Annotated in this window: 14 protein-coding genes and 1 other RNA gene; 8 read left to right on the forward strand and 7 right to left on the reverse strand. The window is 57.6% G+C overall.

What is annotated here, in order from left to right; all coding sequences use genetic code 11:
- Positions 1–224: 224 nt before the first annotated feature.
- Positions 225–749 (reverse strand): flavin reductase family protein, encoded by a 525-nt coding sequence (locus ACEQU8_RS04210; RefSeq protein ID WP_370261715.1) that lies wholly within the window; start codon positions 747–749, stop codon positions 225–227.
- 168 nt (positions 750–917) lie between these two features.
- On the opposite strand from ACEQU8_RS04210, the gene tgt reads away from it, so the two are divergent.
- From tgt to ACEQU8_RS04225, 3 genes are all read left to right on the forward strand, one after another.
- Entirely contained in the window at positions 918–2042 is a 1125-nt protein-coding gene (tgt, locus tag ACEQU8_RS04215; RefSeq protein ID WP_370261716.1) for a tRNA guanosine(34) transglycosylase Tgt, read from the forward strand.
- A 123-nt stretch (positions 2043–2165) separates the two neighbouring features.
- The gene (locus ACEQU8_RS04220) at positions 2166–2426 is read left to right on the forward strand and encodes a DUF4212 domain-containing protein (protein WP_370261717.1); all 261 of its coding nucleotides are present in this window, start codon (positions 2166–2168) and stop codon (positions 2424–2426) included.
- An 11-nt stretch (positions 2427–2437) separates the two neighbouring features.
- Positions 2438–4240: a sodium:solute symporter family protein gene (locus tag ACEQU8_RS04225; protein WP_370261719.1), complete on the forward strand. Its 1803-nt coding sequence runs from the start codon at positions 2438–2440 to the stop codon at positions 4238–4240.
- A gap of 134 nt (positions 4241–4374) precedes the next feature.
- On the opposite strand, the gene ACEQU8_RS04230 is transcribed toward ACEQU8_RS04225, so the two are convergent.
- A complete protein-coding gene (locus ACEQU8_RS04230; protein WP_370261720.1) occupies positions 4375–4866 on the reverse strand; it encodes a YkvA family protein in 492 nt (163 codons plus the stop codon).
- A 37-nt stretch (positions 4867–4903) separates the two neighbouring features.
- Between ACEQU8_RS04230 and ACEQU8_RS04235 the strand changes: the two genes are divergently transcribed.
- Positions 4904–5425: a hypothetical protein gene (locus ACEQU8_RS04235; RefSeq protein WP_370261722.1), complete on the forward strand. Its 522-nt coding sequence runs from the start codon at positions 4904–4906 to the stop codon at positions 5423–5425.
- Entirely contained in the window at positions 5422–6507 is a 1086-nt protein-coding gene (locus tag ACEQU8_RS04240; protein ID WP_370261724.1) for a putative solute-binding protein, read from the forward strand. The genes ACEQU8_RS04235 and ACEQU8_RS04240 overlap by 4 nt, the downstream gene beginning before the upstream one ends.
- Before the next feature lie 7 nt (positions 6508–6514).
- Here the strand turns inward: ACEQU8_RS04240 and ACEQU8_RS04245 are convergent, their stop codons facing one another.
- The 5 genes from ACEQU8_RS04245 to trxA form a co-directional block, all read right to left on the reverse strand.
- A complete protein-coding gene (locus ACEQU8_RS04245; protein WP_370261725.1) occupies positions 6515–6970 on the reverse strand; it encodes a TPM domain-containing protein in 456 nt (151 codons plus the stop codon).
- Positions 6971–7044: 74 nt separating this feature from the next.
- Positions 7045–7935: a YgcG family protein gene (locus ACEQU8_RS04250; RefSeq protein ID WP_370261727.1), complete on the reverse strand. Its 891-nt coding sequence runs from the start codon at positions 7933–7935 to the stop codon at positions 7045–7047.
- 23 nt (positions 7936–7958) lie between these two features.
- On the reverse strand, positions 7959–8579 hold the full coding sequence (locus ACEQU8_RS04255) for a LemA family protein (protein ID WP_370261729.1): 621 nt from the start codon (positions 8577–8579) through the stop codon (positions 7959–7961).
- Between the two features lie 74 nt (positions 8580–8653).
- Entirely contained in the window at positions 8654–9910 is a 1257-nt protein-coding gene (gene rho, locus ACEQU8_RS04260; protein WP_370261731.1) for a transcription termination factor Rho, read from the reverse strand.
- Positions 9911–10030: 120 nt separating this feature from the next.
- Positions 10031–10360, reverse strand: coding sequence for a thioredoxin TrxA (trxA, locus tag ACEQU8_RS04265; protein ID WP_370261733.1), 330 nt, complete (start codon positions 10358–10360; stop codon positions 10031–10033).
- Between the two features lie 119 nt (positions 10361–10479).
- Here trxA and ACEQU8_RS04270 point away from each other — a divergent pair, with 119 nt between their 5' ends.
- The 3 genes from ACEQU8_RS04270 (at position 10480) to ffs (ending at position 16316) form a co-directional block, all read left to right on the forward strand.
- Positions 10480–12948 carry a PD-(D/E)XK nuclease family protein gene (locus ACEQU8_RS04270; protein ID WP_370261735.1) on the forward strand — a complete coding sequence of 823 codons (2469 nt, stop codon included), beginning with the start codon at positions 10480–10482 and terminating at the stop codon, positions 12946–12948.
- Complete coding sequence (locus ACEQU8_RS04275) at positions 12945–16208, forward strand: UvrD-helicase domain-containing protein (RefSeq protein ID WP_370261737.1); 3264 nt, start codon at positions 12945–12947, stop codon at positions 16206–16208. Before ACEQU8_RS04270 ends, ACEQU8_RS04275 begins: the two co-directional genes overlap by 4 nt.
- 11 nt (positions 16209–16219) lie before the next feature.
- Positions 16220–16316: signal recognition particle sRNA small type (gene ffs, locus ACEQU8_RS04280), an RNA gene on the forward strand.
- Positions 16317–16320 lie beyond the last annotated feature (4 nt).

The raw sequence follows: 16320 nt of genomic DNA on the forward strand, positions 1-16320 counted from the left end.
CCGGTTTGGCCCACACCGAGGGGCCGAGGCGTGTTTACCGACCAAGCCCCGGCTTGACGGGAAACCGGATCGGATGCAATGGCGACATTTTAGCCATGCATGCCCCCTCGGAAGGGACAAGAAGGGAACCACGGGCTGATCCCAGGCCCAGTGGCCTGTGCCAACCCGGCACCTAAAAGCTGCGCAATCAAACGAAACGCAGGTCGATCCCTAGCCGAGTGACCTCAGTTGCGGAAGTACTTGCGCGACCTGTACACCAAGGCCTCACCCTCTCTAAAATCGCACCGCAACACCTCGCCCACCATGATGAAGTGATCGCCCTCGTCGTAACGGCTTTTGATTTTGCACTCAAAGTGCGCCAAGGCATTGGGGATGAGCGGGGCGCCGCCCAGGCCTTCAATCACTTCCACGCCTTCAAAGCGGTCGCCTTTGTATGTGGAAAACCGGTGTGACAAATCTTCCTGCTCGGCCGCCAGCACGCTCACGCCGTAGTGCGTGGCCTGTGCAAATGCAGCGTGGCTGCTGGCCTTTTTGGCCAGGCTCCACAACACCAGCGGCGGGTGCAGGCTCACCGAGTTAAAGGAGTTGGCGGTGACCCCCACGTATTTGCCATCGGCCTTTTTGGTGGTGATGATGGTGATGCCCGTGGCAAACTGGGCCAGAGCCTGGCGGAACATGTGCGCGTCCAGTTCGGCTTCGCCTTCGTGTTTCTCTGCACGAATAAACGGTGGGTTGGGTGGTGCTTGCATGAGGTACTTCTTTAAAAATAAGCCACCATTGTGCCAAACAACGGCCTTGCTTGCTGGAATTGCCGCTCGAAAGGTGTGGCTTGGGCCCAAGCGCAAGGCGTGCATGTGATTGAAATGATTTAAAATACGGCACTTCCTTAAGCCAACCTTTGCCGCAGGGCCGTCACTTTGTCTTCCCTTTCTTTTCTTTTAAAGTCCACCTCAGGCCAAGCCAGGCGAGGCCAAATCACCACCGCGCACGGCACCATTCAAACGCCAATTTTTATGCCGGTGGGCACCTATGGCACAGTGAAGGGCATGACGCCCCGCGATCTTCAGGGCATTCAGGCCCAAATCATTCTGGGTAACACTTTCCATTTGTGGATGCGCCCCGGGCTGGACATCATGGCCAACTTTGGTGGGCTGCATCAATTCATGGCCTGGCCCGGGCCGATTCTCACCGATTCGGGTGGATTTCAGGTGTTTAGTTTGGGCGCCATGCGAAAAATCAAAGAGGAGGGTGTGCACTTCCGCTCGCCTGTGAATGGCGACAAGCTTTTTTTGACGCCCGAAGAAAGCATGCGCATTCAAACCGTGTTGAATTCCGACATTGTGATGATTTTTGACGAATGCACCCCTTACCCCGCCACGCACGATGAGGCCAGGCGCTCCATGGAAATGTCGATGCGGTGGGCGCGCCGCTCGCGAGACGCCTTCGATGCCCTGCACAACACCAATGGCTTGTTTGGCATAGTACAGGGCGGCATGTATGAAGACTTGCGCGACATATCGCTACAAGGCTTGGAGCAAATTGGTTTTGATGGTTATGCAATTGGCGGTCTGTCGGTGGGCGAGCCCAAAGACGACATGCAGCGCATATTGGCCCACACAGCACCCAAGCTGCCGGTGAACAAACCCCGATACCTCATGGGGGTGGGTACGCCGGAAGATTTGGTGAACGCCGTGGGGCAGGGCATAGACATGTTCGATTGCGTGATGCCAACCCGCAATGCGCGCAATGGTTGGTTGTTTACCCGAACTGGCGATATTCGAATTCGCAACGCCCGATTCCGCAACGATGAGCGGCCTCTGGATGAGCAATGCACATGCTACACCTGCCAACATTTCTCGCGCGCGTATTTGCACCACCTGGACCGCAGCAAAGAAATCCTTGGCGCTCACCTGAACACCACCCACAACCTGCATTACTACCTCGACCTGATGCAGCAGATGCGAACGGCCATTGAAGAAGACCGTTTTGAAGCATGGAGCCTGCAATTTGCTGCGCTGCGGTCGCAAGGCGTACCCGAGTAATTTGTCTCTTTCAGTTTGGCGTAAGTTTTCGCTCTGATACTGGGCCGCAAGCCTAGGCTTGGAGGGATGTGACCCTGGTAGTTCCAAGTCTTCGGTTAATTAAACCTCTAAAGGAGACAAGCGATGAGCAACCCAAAGGGCGGTGAGGCCTACTGGAAAGCAACGCTCGGCCTCTTGACCAAGATCCTGATCGTTTGGTTCGTGGTCTCGTACGGCGCGGGCATTATGTTTGTTGAGCAATTGAACGCATTTAGCCTGGGCGGTTACCCCTTGGGCTTCTGGTTTGCTCAGCAAGGGTCCATTTACGTGTTTATTGCACTTATTTTCTATTACGCAAAGAAAATGGGTGAGTTAGACCGTGAACACGACGTCGACGAAAAATAAGGAGAGCGTGAATGGATTTGCAAACAATCACCTACGTTGTCGTGGGTTTAAGTTTCGCGCTGTACATCGGCATTGCGATTTGGTCGCGCGCCGGTAGCACAGGCGAGTTTTATGTGGCTGGCGGTGGCGTGCACCCCGTGGCCAACGGCATGGCCACAGCAGCCGACTGGATGTCTGCGGCCTCTTTCATTTCCATGGCCGGCCTAATCGCCAACCTTGGCTATGGTGGTTCTGTGTTCCTGATGGGCTGGACCGGCGGCTACGTGCTGTTGGCCATGTTGTTGGCACCCTACTTGCGCAAATTTGGCAAGTTCACTGTGCCACAGTTCATTGGCGATCGTTACTACTCCCAAACCGCCCGTACTGTGGCGGTGATCTGCTTGTTGGTGGCTTCTATTACTTACGTGATTGGTCAGATGACAGGCGTGGGCGTGGCATTCTCGCGCTTCCTGGGGGTTTCGTCTGAGACCGGTATTTACATCGGTATGGGCATTGTGTTCATGTACGCGGTGTTTGGCGGCATGAAAGGCATTACCTACACCCAGATCGCCCAGTACATTGTGTTGATTTTCGCCTACACCATTCCAGCGATTTTTATTTCGCTGAACCTGACCGGCAACCCGTTGCCCCAGTTGGGTTTGGGCTCTGACATGATTGCCAACGGCAAACCCATGTTGGCCACGCTGGACAAAGTGGTGACCGACCTTGGATTTAACAACTACACCACCACGCCCAACGGCAGCTACCTCAACACCTTCTTCTACACCGTGAGCTTGATGATTGGTACCGCGGGTCTGCCCCACGTGATCATTCGCTTCTTCACCGTGCCGAAGGTGGCTGATGCCCGTTCGTCCGCAGGCTGGGCATTGGTGTTTATCGCCATTTTGTACACCACAGCCCCTGCTGTTGGCGCCATGGCTCGCTACAACCTGCATGCCACGGTGAACACCAATGTGGTCACAGGCGGTGATCTGTTTGCACCAGAGGCCTCTTTGCCGGTTGATCAACAACCCGCATGGATGAACCGTTGGGCGCAAACTGGTTTGCTGGCGTTTGAAGACAAAAACGGCGACGGCCGCATCCAGTACTACAACGACAAGAGCAAAAACCCCGAGTTTCTGGCCAAGGTGGAAGCCGCCGGCTGGAAGGGCAACGAGTTGACGGTCAATGCTGACATCATGGTGTTGGCCAACCCTGAAATTGCTCTGTTGCCCAACTGGGTGATTGCGCTGGTTGCAGCGGGTGGTTTGGCTGCTGCCTTGTCTACTGCGGCGGGCTTGCTGTTGGCGATTTCTTCGGCTGTGTCGCACGACCTCATCAAAGGTGTGTTCAACCCAAGCATCTCCGAGAAAAGCGAGTTGCTGGCCGGCAAAATTTCAATGGCAGGCGCCATTGTGTTGGCTGGTTACTTGGGCTTGAATCCCCCAGGCTTTGCGGCAGGTACGGTGGCTTTGGCCTTCGGTATTGCGGCCTCCACGCTGTTCCCTGTGATCATGATGGGCATTTTCTCCAAGAAAATGAACTCTGCAGGCGCCATCGCGGGCATGTTGACTGGCTTGGCCGTGACCCTGTTCTACGTGTTTGCGCACAAGGGCATCTTGTTCATCAAGGGCACCGAGTATGTTGAACTGGTGGGCGGCACCAACGGGTTCTTTGGCATTACGCCGGAAGCCTTCGGTACCGTTGGCGCGATTGTTAACGCAGTCGTGGCCGTGGTGGTGAGCAAGGTGACCGCACCTCCACCAGAGCACATTCAGCACTTGGTGGAAGACGTTCGTACCCCACGCGGTGCAGGCGCAGCCACTGGGCATTAACACAACGAAAACCCCGGCATGAAACCGGGGTCAAAAGCAAAGCAGTATCCTGTCATCAAAGCCCGGCCTCGAGCCGGGCTTTTTTATGGGTGTTGTTGCCACCACACGCTAGAGGAAAACATTTACTGTGCTGCTCAAAAAAATGATTGAATGGCAGCCAATTGAGCGTGAACCCATGGGTGACTGCCCAGAGCAGCCAGCAAGATCAGCGCCAGAGCAAACCAACCCAGTGGCTTCACCCAGTTTTTTCGGGAGGGTGCGGTGTAGTAGTCGATCTTCGCGGTTCTGGTTGAAGCCGCGGGTGTACTGCCTCTGGCTTTGCCCTCCATATCCTTTGATGCTTCATGGTGTTCGTTGTTTGGCAGGCTGTTTTTGACTTGTTCAGGGATAACCTTGCCCAAAAACCACATGGCCGCTGAAATCACCACCAAGTCGTCGGTGAGGCCAAACAGCAGTAGCACGTCGGGCACCATGTCAATGGGGCTGAAGAGGTACACCACCACGCCCAGCATCACGCCCTTGATCCATTTGGGCGTGTCGGCATGGCGAAAGGCGTGCAGCATCAGCCGACCGTGGGTTTTAAGCGCTTTGAGTTTGTTCAGAATTGGAAAAAAACGAGACAACATACACCGTGGTCCAAAAATTTAACAAGAAGAGGAAATCATGAGCCAGGCCCCTTTGATGATTCAGCGCAGCTGCAAAATCCCAGTGCCCCTCACTGCCTGCTTTAACGCATTTACCCGGCTAAAAGCCGATGAGTACATCCACAGCGACGCTGTGATTGCCCCCATTACTAACATAGAAATGATACGCGGCGCAGCGTTTCGAGAGGTGGGCGATATTCAACGCATCACGTTTAAGGGCGGGGCGGTGATTGAAGAGGAGTTGCTGGCCGTGGTCGCCAATCGCCAGTTTGTTTACCGTGGCACGGGTTTTAGCCAGCCCTTGCTAAGTTGGCTTGACCACGCCAAAGGCTCGTTCGAATTTGAGGGTCAGGGTGACGAAACCTTGGTGACTTGGCGATACTTGTTTTACCTGCGTGAAGACGTGGCTTACACGGCCAAGCGCATGGTGTTTAAAGCCGTGGTGGTGAATGTGATTTGGCACCGCATGATGAGCAAAACCTTGTCGAACCTGACCAAGATCATCACCTTGCGAACCCTCAAGCCGGGTAAAAAAGCATGAATATCTTTCAACCCATCAGGGTTTTATTGGCTTGGGTGGCCTTGGGTGCGATGTTGCCCAACGCCTTGGCCACCAGTGCATCGCCCGAAGTGAGACCACTGTCCAAACCACTGGCTGAACCGCAAATTTGCGTGTTTGACTTGCTGGGCACCAAAGGCCCCATCTTTAACCTGGCGCAAGAATACGCCCTGGAAGGGCGCAAAAATGGCTACCCCTTCAAGCCTGTGGTGTACACCAACGAGGCCGTGGCTGCCAAAGATTTTGAAATTGGCAAATGCGATGGTTTGGTGGCCACTGGCATTCGCACTCGGCGTTTTAACAGCTTTGCTGGCAGTTTGGATGCCATTGGTGCATTGCCCAACTACCAGGCGGTGCTGTTGGCCTTAAAAAGCATGGGCAGCCCACAGCTTCAGCCGGTGATGGTGCAAGGCGATTATGAGGTGGGTGGCGTGTTGCCTTTTGGAGCTGCTTACATTTTTGTAAAAGACCGCGACATTGACAGCCTGGCCAAGGCCGCCGGCAAGCGTGTGGCAGCCCTGGCGCATGATGAGTCCCAGCGCAAGTTGATCGAGCAGGTCGGGGCTCAGCCCGTGTCAGCCGAGGTAAACAACCTGGGCACCATGTTCAACAATGGCGCGGTGGATATTATTGTTGCCCCCTCTATTGCCTATGCACCTTTGGAGTTGTACAAAGGCATCCGAAAGCGTGGCGGCGTTATCGATTTGCCAGTGGCGATGGTGACCTATCAAATTATTTTGCGCAAATCGCGGTTTGAGTCCGGCTCGGGCCAGAAGCTTCGCGAGTACGTGGCTCAAGAAATGCCCAAGGCTTTGGCTGCAGTGGAAAAAATCGATAAAGATATTCCAGCCAAAGCCTGGTTGAGCGTGGCCGAAGACAAAAAGCCTGAGTACCACGCCATGATGCGCGAGGCGCGTATCCAGTTGAGCCGCGAAGGTGTTTACGATGGTTGCGCCCTGCGCTTAATGCACAAAGTACGATGTGCGGTGGAGCCTACCTTGGGCGAGTGCAACCTGCCGGAGCAGTACAAAGTGCCTGCCGTGTGCCCGGTGCGCCAGCGTTGATCGGTTGCTAGCCCAACACCACGGGGGTGTTGGGCAGCTCGTTGGGGCCACCGCCTTGCTGGCAGGGGAAGTGTTGCACCAACAAATGCGTAATGGCTTGAATGGCCAATTGGCAGCCCTCGGTGTAGTGTCGCTTGGCAAATTCCGATTGCACCGCTTCGCAAAGCGCCTGCCAAGCTTGCGGGCCCACTGCGCGGTGTATGCCCCGGTCGGCTACAATTTCGATGGCGTGGTCGGCCAGCAGCACGTACACCAGCACCCCATTGTTAAGCTCGGTGTCCCACACTCGCAGGTGTGAAAACACCTCCAAGGCGCGCTCGCGCGGTGTTTGCTTGGCGAGCAGCGCATTCAATGCAAGAGAGCTTTCTACCGCAAATTGAATTTCACCGGTGTGTTGTTGCTCGCTGCTGGCGATGCTGTGTTCAACCGCCTGCAGGCAACTGGGGCTGAAAGCCTTGCTCACAGCGCGCTCTGTGATACACAAGTGGCTCAGTAGCCTTTTTAATGTCATACCGCCCCTTTTGCCCAAGCTGCTTATCACCAACGCCCCGAGGCACCGCCGCCGCCAAAGCCGCCACCGCCTCCCCGAAAGCCGCCTCCTCCCCCGAAGCCGCCGCCAAAGCCGCCACGCCGCCCACCATACACCGTGCCCAGCCCGCCGCCACCTTGGTTAAACAGCGTGAGCAGCAGTGCAGCCACACCGGCCAGCAAGGCAATTAAAACCGCCCCACTTAAAAACCAGGCCAACACCGACACGCCAGCGCCAACGGCCATGGCGGCTGGCAGGCGGCCCATGGCCTTGCGCAGGGCGCCTCCCACGGCGATGGCAACAAAAAACAGCAGGGGGCCAAATTCCTCCAGTGCATTGGGTGTAGAGGCCTGGCGGGTAGCGTTTGGTGCGGGCAAAGGTTCGCCCTCAACAAGCCTCATGATGGCTTGGGTGCCCGCTTGCAGTGCGCCGTGCACATCGCCCGCGCGCAGGCGGGGCACCATGATGTCTTCAATAATTCGTTTGGATGCAATGTCGGTGAGTACCCCTTCAAGGCCGTAACCCACCTCGATGCGCAAAGCCCGGTCTTGCAGGGCCAGCACCACAATCGCTCCATCATCCACTTGCTTGCGGCCAATCTTCCAGGCCTCGGCCACGCGCAAGCTATATTGCTCAATGGTTTCGGGCTGTGTGGTTTGCACCAGCAGCACAGCCACTTGGCTGCCTTTTTGCTCTTCAAAGGTTTGCAAGGTTTGTGCAAGGCTTTGCAGTTGGGCGGCTTGGAGGGTGTTGGTGGTGTCAACCACCGGGCCAGCCAAGGCAGGCACTGGTACCTCTGCGCGTGCTGGTACGGCCAACATCAACAAGCCAGCCATGCACAGCGCAAACCAAACCGTGGGCAACACGCCCTGTGCCCCCAAAAAAAGAGTGCCTCGCATGTTTGCGTGCTGACACATGCGTTTTATTGAGCCGGCTTATTGCCACCGCCAAAGTCCACCACCGGTGGTCTGGAAATGGCTGCTTCATTGTCGACGGTGAAGGTGGGTTTGACCTCGTAGCCCATGACCATGGCAGTGAGGTTGCTTGGGAAGGACCGAACCGCCACGTTGTAGTTTTGCACGGCCTGAATGTAACGGTTTCGCGCCACTGTAATGCGGTTCTCGGTGCCTTCAAGTTGGGCTTGCAAATCCCGAAAGGCCTGGTTGGCTTTTAGCGTGGGGTAGTTTTCAGACACCATCAACAAGCGCGACAACACGCGTCCCAGTTCGCCTTGGGCTTGCTGAAACTGGCTGAACGCCTCAGGGTTGTTGATGAGCTCTGGTGTGGCCTGAATCGAGGTCGCTTTGGCTCGAGCCTCGACCACCTGCGTGAGCGTTTCTTGCTCAAAATTGGCCTCGGCTTTCACCACATTCACCAGGTTGGGAATGAGGTCTGCACGTCTCTGATATTGGTTGAGCACCTCGGCCCAACTGGCCTTGATTTGCTCGTCGCCACTTTGGAAGGTGTTGTATCCACAGCCAGAAAGGATCAACAGCAGAAACACGGCAAAGGCTGAAGAAGGGCGCAACAGTGTGTAGGTCATTCAGGTCATCCTTGATCGTCAAACCGAGCTGGTCGCCGAAACAAACGCCAGCCCGGGGGCTGCACCAAAAGAGCTTACTTCTTCATCATCTCAAAAAATTCGCCATTGTTTTTGGTTTGGCGAATCTTGTCCATGAGGAATTCCATGGCCGCAATTTCGTCCATGTCGTGCAGCAAGCGGCGCAGCACCCAAATTTTTTGCAGCAGGTCGGGCTTGATGAGCAGCTCTTCGCGGCGAGTGGACGAGCGGTTGATGTTGATCGCTGGGTAAACACGCTTTTCGGCCATGCGGCGTTCAAGGTGAATTTCCATGTTGCCGGTGCCCTTGAATTCTTCGTAAATCACTTCGTCCATCCGGCTGCCGGTGTCAACCAGTGCAGTGGCGATGATGGTGAGCGAGCCGCCTTCTTCAATGTTGCGGGCTGCGCCAAAGAAACGCTTGGGGCGGTGCAAGGCGTTGGCATCTACACCACCCGTGAGCACTTTGCCAGAGGAGGGCACCACGGTGTTGTAAGCACGGGCCAGTCGGGTGATGGAGTCCAGCAGAATCACCACATCGCGCTTGTGCTCCACCAGTCGCTTGGCCTTTTCAATCACCATTTCGGCCACTTGCACGTGGCGTGTGGCGGGTTCATCGAAGGTGGAGGCAATCACCTCGCCGCGCACACTGCGCTGCATCTCGGTCACCTCTTCTGGACGCTCGTCGATGAGCAACACAATCAGGGTGATGTCGGGGTGGTTGTCGGTGATGGCGTGGGCCACGTGCTGCAGCATCACGGTTTTACCAGACTTGGGCGGGGCCACCAGCAGGCCGCGCTGGCCCTTGCCGATGGGGGCGATCATGTCGATGATGCGGCCTGTGTTGTTTTCTTCACCGCGCATCTCGCGTTCCAGTTTCAAGGACTGGTTGGGGTGCAACGGGGTCAGGTTTTCAAACAGAATTTTGTGCTTGCTGGCCTCGGGGGGCTCGCCGTTGACCTTGTCGACCTTCACCAGCGCAAAGTAGCGTTCGCCATCTTTGGGGGTGCGCACCTCGCCTTCAATGCTGTCGCCAGTGTGCAGGTTGAAGCGGCGGATCTGGCTGGGCGAAATGTAGATGTCGTCGGGGCTGGCCAAGTAGCTGGTTTCAGGCGAACGCAAAAAACCAAACCCGTCGGGCAACACTTCCAACACACCATCGCCAAAAATTTGCTCACCGTTCTTGGCCCGCTTCTTCAGGATGGCAAACATCAATTCTTGCTTGCGCAAACGGTTGGCGTTTTCAATTTCCAGGCCAGAAGCCATTTCTAGCAGGGCAGAGACGTGGAGGGTTTTCAGTTCAGATAAATACATGGTGGTTTTTGAGTGTTGGCCTGGCGAACGCCGAAGGTTTTTTAGTTGGGTAACGTGGGGAAAACTGCAGGCTTGGATGTTGAAAGCCCGGCGAGTGCCGGGCTCGGAATACTTAGTATATTACAGATGGCTCTCGAGGAAAGCGGCCAATTGCGATTTGGACAGTGCGCCCACCTTGGTGGCCACCACAGCGCCGTTTTTAAACAACATAAGGGTGGGGATGCCGCGGATACCGTACTTGGCTGGTGTTTCTGCATTTTCGTCCACGTTCATTTTGGCGATCTGCAGCTTGCCTTTGTATTCGGAAGACACCTCATCCAGAATGGGGGCGATCATCTTGCAGGGGCCACACCACTCTGCCCAGTAATCGACCAGCACGGGGCCATCGGTCTTCAAAACATCGCTTTCGAAAGATGCGTCGCTGACGTGTTTGATGAGATCACTGCTCATTGAAAAGAATCCTTAAGAAAATGCTACTCTGGATGTTACAGCGAAATTGACGCCAAATACAAACCCGCCCTCGCTACCGTACCACTTAACTGTAGACGTTTTTCCCGAATTCAAGCCCAATGCCGCGATTGCCCAGCCAAACCGAGCTTCAGCCCGATGCCTGCCCGTTTGAAGCAGCCTTGAATTGGTTGCAAGCGCAGGGCGTGGCACCTGCACGCGTACTGTGGCTGATGCCCCGCATTGAATCTGCTGTTGAATTCAAGCGCGCATACGCACGGCATCAAGGCTTGCTGGCTTGCCTGTCGCCCAAGGTGCAAACCGCTGACCGCCTAAGCCAGCCCAGGGCGGTGTTGCCTTGGTTAAACCTGCAAACCGAGTTGGTGGGTTTGCTGGCCGGGCAGCCCAGCTTAACGGGGGGTTTGGTGGGCGAGGGCTTGTGGGCCCTGGCGCAAGAATACCTGGAGCTGGCCATGCGTTTGGTGTTGGTTAAAGCAAGCCAACCTCGTGCGTGGGCCAGTTACCTGGAGTCAAGCCCGTTTGCAGCCCAAGAAGCCGCGGTGGTGACCCAACTGGCCACCACGTTTGAGCATGACTTGCTGGATTTGCTGCCCAAACCCAGCACCCCCGGCTCTGCGCTTGATTGTGTGGTGTGGTACGACGATGGCGAAGCCTTGCCGGCCATGTGGCTGAATATCCATTACCCCGGCGTGCCTGTGCTGCGTGTGGCCCTGCCTGCGGTGCAGGGGCCAAAGCCTTGGCAACAGGTGGCAGAGGCGGTGCAAGCCGGGCGCAAACAGGTGCGATTGTGCCTGGCGCCTGATGAAACCACGCAGGCGCAGCAAGCCGCCTGGCAAATTGTGCAGTGGTTGCAGCAAAACCCCCATGAAGACATTGCCGTGGCGGTGCTTGACCGCTTGGCCGCCCGGCGTTTGGTGCCGGTGTTGGCTAGTTTGGGGGTGCGGGTGGATGACCGCACCGGCTGGCGTCTGTCCACCGCCAGCGTGGCGGGGTGGCTAGATCAGGTGTTTCAGCAACACGCCGAGCAGGGTGAGGTGGTTCAGTTCACTCACCCTTTCACGGGGGAACCTTTGCTCCAAACCTCGCCATGGGCAAAAACCGGCAGCCACACTTTGGCCCAATGGGCGCAGGCTTGGCGGCAGGTGCTCAACAACCGTGGTTTAGACCTGGTGTTGGAAAGCGATGAGGCTGGTCGCATTGTGCTGTTGGGTTTGGCCGAGATGGCGCAAACCCACGCGGGCCTCTTGATGGATGCCCACGGGTTTTTGGCGGCGTGGCGATACTGGGCCGAGCAGGAGCGTTTTAGGCCCGAGGATGTTCAAAGCCCTGTGCGAATGGTGCCACTGCAGTCGACGCGGCTTCGCCAGTTCAAACGAGCGCTGGTGTTGGGTTGTGCGCAGGCGCACCTGAAGGAGAGCCCACCCGGTTTGCTGCCCCCCAGTGTGGCGCATGAACTGGGTTTCACCGGGCCCAATGTGCAACGCGTGCAAAAGCTGTCGGCTTTGCACCATGTGCTGATGACTACGCCAGAGGTGGCCTTGGTGCACGCCAGCACGGCCCTGGGACGGGCCGAGCCCTTGCTGCCCGAGTTGCAGTGGCTCGATGTGCTGCTCGAACATGCGGGGTTGGAATGGAAGGCGAATTGGCCGCCGCAAACGCTGCCCATTTGCCCACAACCCATCGAGGAGCTCGCCTTGCGTGCTTTGCCCAAGGGGCAGTCGGTGCCGGCTCGTTTGCGTGTGACCGGGCTGGACGACTGGGCCGCTTGTCCTTTGCGGTTTGGCCTGAAGCACGCCCTGCCTTGGCCGAATCAAAACGAACAAGGGGCTTTGGGTTTTTATCAACTGCGCGGCATTTATGTGCACAAAGTGTTGGAGCGCACGGCCAGGCACATGCAAAGCCGGCCGGGGGCCGATTTGCAAACCTGGAAGCAGGCCTTACAGACCCAGAGCCAAGCGGTGCGGCAAGGCATGGCCCTTGAAGAGCAAGCGGTGCTGCACCCCTTTGTGGCCCCCTTCGAGCAATTTATTCCCCGAATTGCAGGCCGCCTGATGGCCAAAGCCATCGAAGGCTGGCAGTTTGATGGCGCTGAGCGCTCGGTGGCAGGCCATTTGGATTTGCCCGCCTTGGGTCGACGCATTGAATTGCAGGGGCGTTTGGATCGCCTGGACCGTCGCGGCCACGAGGTGCAAATCACCGACATCAAATTCAAATCCCTTGGCGAGCTTCGCAAGCTCGCCCAAAACCCGTTGAAGAGCCCACAGTTGCCAGCCTACCAAGCCTTGTTGAACCTTCCACATGCGCAGCTTTGTTTTTTGGGCGTGCACAGCAATGGCGTAGAGTGGGTGGATTTTCCAACCGTGGAGTCTGACAACGCACCGCCTGGGGTTTCTAGTTGGGGTGAGGCCCTGTGGCAGCAACTACAAACCGATTTACAGGCCTTTTTTGACGGCTCACAGACTTGGCAAGCCCGGCCCGGGGACGCCTGCGCGCATTGCGATGTGCGCGGCGTGTGCCGACCCAGCGAGGAAGAACCCGGGGATGCTTCAGAAGTGGAGGGCGATGCATGAACCTCCCCCCCAACAGTTTGAACAACAATGCGCGCATGGCATTCACGGCCACGGCTTGCAACCCCGCCAACAGCGTGGTGGTGGAGGCCTGTGCGGGCAGTGGCAAAACCTGGTTGCTCACCGCAAGGCTGTTTCGCTTATTGCTGGCTGGCGCCAAGCCAGAGCACATTCTGGCCATTACCTTCACCCGCAAAGCTGCCGAGGAAATGCAAACCCGGCTTTACGACCTGCTTCGGGAGTGCGCCTGTGCCAGCCCGACGCGCTTGCAAGAATTGCTCAGCGAGCGCGCCGCGCCCGTGGATGCAGCCACGCTGGCCAAAGCGCGTGCCCTGGCTGGCGAGGTGCTCACCAGCCCGCGCGGGGTGACCATCAACACCTTCCACGGCTGGTTTACCTCCCTGTGCCAGCTTGCGCCTTTGTCGAGCGGGTTTTCCAGGCAAAGCGAGCCCACAGAGCAAACCCAATTCTGGATGGACCAAGCCATTGAACACCTCACGCGGAAGGCTTTGCAATTGGAGGTCGATCAACCCCAGTTGGCCTCGGCCTTCAACACATTGGCCAAGCTCTTGGGGCGTGAAGGGCAGCACAAGGTTTTAAAAGACGCCCTGCAAAACCGCGTGGCGTGTATGTTGGCTTTGCTCAACCCCAACGCGCCCGGCCTCTTGGACGTGTTTCAGGTCGACCCTGCGCAGCGTTGGCCTGTGGCCTTGCTGGATGATGTGCAATGGCTTGCGCAGTGCCGGCAGATTGCGGTTGACCTGGGGTTGGGCACTGCTGCGCAACAGCGGGCAGCCAATGAGCTGGAAGCCCTTTGTAGCGAGGTGGGCGCTGGTGGCGACGCTGAGCAGCAATTCAATGTGTTTTTTGATTTCTTTTTAAAATCAGACGGCGCACCTCGGGTGGGCTCGCCTTTTAAAGTCACCAAAGACCAAACCGGCAATCCACGGTTTGATGAGGTCCGGTGGACCCAAAGCCTGCAGGCTGTGCAACTCAATTTGCGAACGGCGCGCCAGAGGCAGCACGACCAGGAAGACCTGGAGTGCACCGAGGCTTTGCGGCAGCTTCAGCCCGCGCTCTTCGAGGTGTACCAGCAATTAAAACGCGAGCAGGGCTTGTGCGACTTTGATGACCTGGAAGCCACCGCTTTGCAGTTGATGATGGACGACGAACAGCGGGCCTACATGCTGCAAAAGCTGGATGCCCGGGTGCGCCATGTGTTGCTGGATGAGTTCCAAGACACCAACCCCGTGCAGTGGAATATTCTGCGCCACTGGCTGGAAGACTACGGGGACGCCGAGCGCCCCAGCGTGTTTTTGGTGGGCGATCCCAAGCAGTCGATTTACCGTTTCAGGCGGGCCGAGTCGCGTTTGTTCGAGCAGGCCAAACAATGGCTAAAACAACATTTTCAAGCGCATGATTTGTATTCTGACGAAACGCGCCGTTGCGCCCACGGGGTGGTAGAAGTCGTCAACGCCGTGTTTGCCCCGGGGCAACTGCGCGGCAACACGCCATTTCGCCCCCACACCAGCCTGGCTGCGCCAGCGCAGCACGCCTGGCCCGCGCTCGCCCTCTACCCTTTGGTCGAAAAAGAATCGCCTTTGAGTGAAGCCACCTTGTGCGTGCACACCTTGCAACAGTGGTTAAACAGTGGCCGCATTGAAGGCCTGCACCAAGTGATGGTGCTGGTGCAGGCCCACAGCAGCGTGCCCCCACTGACCCGGGCGCTGCGCGAGGCCAATTTGCCATACACAGTCAAGGACAAAGGCGAGCGGTATTCGTCAGTGGTGTGGGCCGACACATTGGCCTTGTTGCGCTTCCTGGATGAGCCCACCAACACCATGGCCTTGCTGCATGTGCTGCGTAGCCCCTTGCTGGGCCTGAAGGTAGGGCAGGTTCAACAATTGATACACGCAGGCCATGCCCTGCAAAGTCCGCACGCATGGCACACCTTGTGCGCCTTGGCGCAGGCTGCTGATCCGCCCTGGGCGGTCTCAGTCCAGGCCCTTTTGCAAGGGTGGTTGCACAGTGCCAAGGCCATGCCTTTGTTTGAAACCTTGAGCCTGGTGGTGCAGCAAAGCGAGGCCATGCAGCGTTACCTAAACGCCGCTGCACCCCGTGAACGCAAACTGTTTTCCGAGCATTGGGACTGGTTAAAAGCCTGGGCGCTTGGGGTGGACAAAGGGCGATTCCCCAGCCTTGGCAAGGCCATTGAACAGGCCGAACGTCTGGCCTTGTACGAGGGTTCAGATGGCGAAGGTGAGGCCCCCAGCCCCGGGGTGTTGCGCATCATGACCGTTCACTCCGCCAAGGGGTTGGAAGCCGACCATGTGTGGTTGTTGGATGCCAATCGCACCGCAGAGGGCATGGGCAGCCCAGCTGGGCTGTTGCTTGACTGGCCTCTGGAAGACAGGGTGCCCCGCGCTGTGACGGTGATGGGCAACACCCGGCGCCCCAGCCTGGGGCGCACCGCCGTGCAAGCCTTGGACGAACAAGCGTACCTGGATGAAGAAGACCACCTGCTGTACGTGGCATTGACCCGCGCGCGGCTTAGCGTGCATGTCAGCGGCAGGCAGGGCGGCAAAGGCGCGGGCCGTGCTTGGTATGCCCGCCTGCTGCCCCATGTGCCTGGTGTAAGCGAATGGCCCGCAGTTCAAGGCGATGTGGCTGTGGCGCAGGCCTTGGACGATGCCCCAGCGGTTTGGACACGCCCTGCCTGGCCCGTGGTGCAAGCGCTTGAAGCCCCCGTTGGGCAGGTGTTACCGCGCCTGCACTCCCCCGAGCTGCGCATGGGCACCGCCTGGCACGCCGCGCTTGAGCATGTGGATGCACTGGCCACCACCGAATTTGAAACATGGTGGGCAGAACGCCTGTTGGATTGCGAGGCGGTGTTTTTGCCCCTTGCGGAAGATGAATTGCAGCAGGTGAAATCCGCCTGCCACACTGTGCTTTCCAAAGCAGAGCTACACCCCTACCTGCAGCATGCGGAGCAAGCCTGGAATGAACTGGAATGGACCCTGCCGAATGGCCGATTTTTACGGGCAGACCGGGTGGTGTACACCCAGGGGCAATGGTGGGTGCTGGATTACAAATGGGCGGTTAACGCCCACAATTTGCCCGAATACACCCAGCAAGTGCTTGAATACGTGGCCCTTGTGGACCAAACCTTGCGCTTGGGCACAGCCCCAGGCACGCCTGCTGGCCCCACGCGGGCTGCGCTGATTGACCGGCATGGGGAAATGCACCGCCTCAGTTCAGTGTAGAATGCAGGTCAGGCGGGCCTCCCCGCATGGTGTAGCGGCCAACCTGGTCAGGTCCGGAAGGAAGCAGCCACAACCGTCAAGCCAGTGCCGGGGTTCTGGCTCGCCTCTTTAT

Origin of the sequence: Limnobacter sp. (genome assembly GCF_964228395.1) — a bacterium.
Taxonomy (GTDB): Bacteria; Pseudomonadota; Gammaproteobacteria; order Burkholderiales; family Burkholderiaceae_B; genus Limnobacter.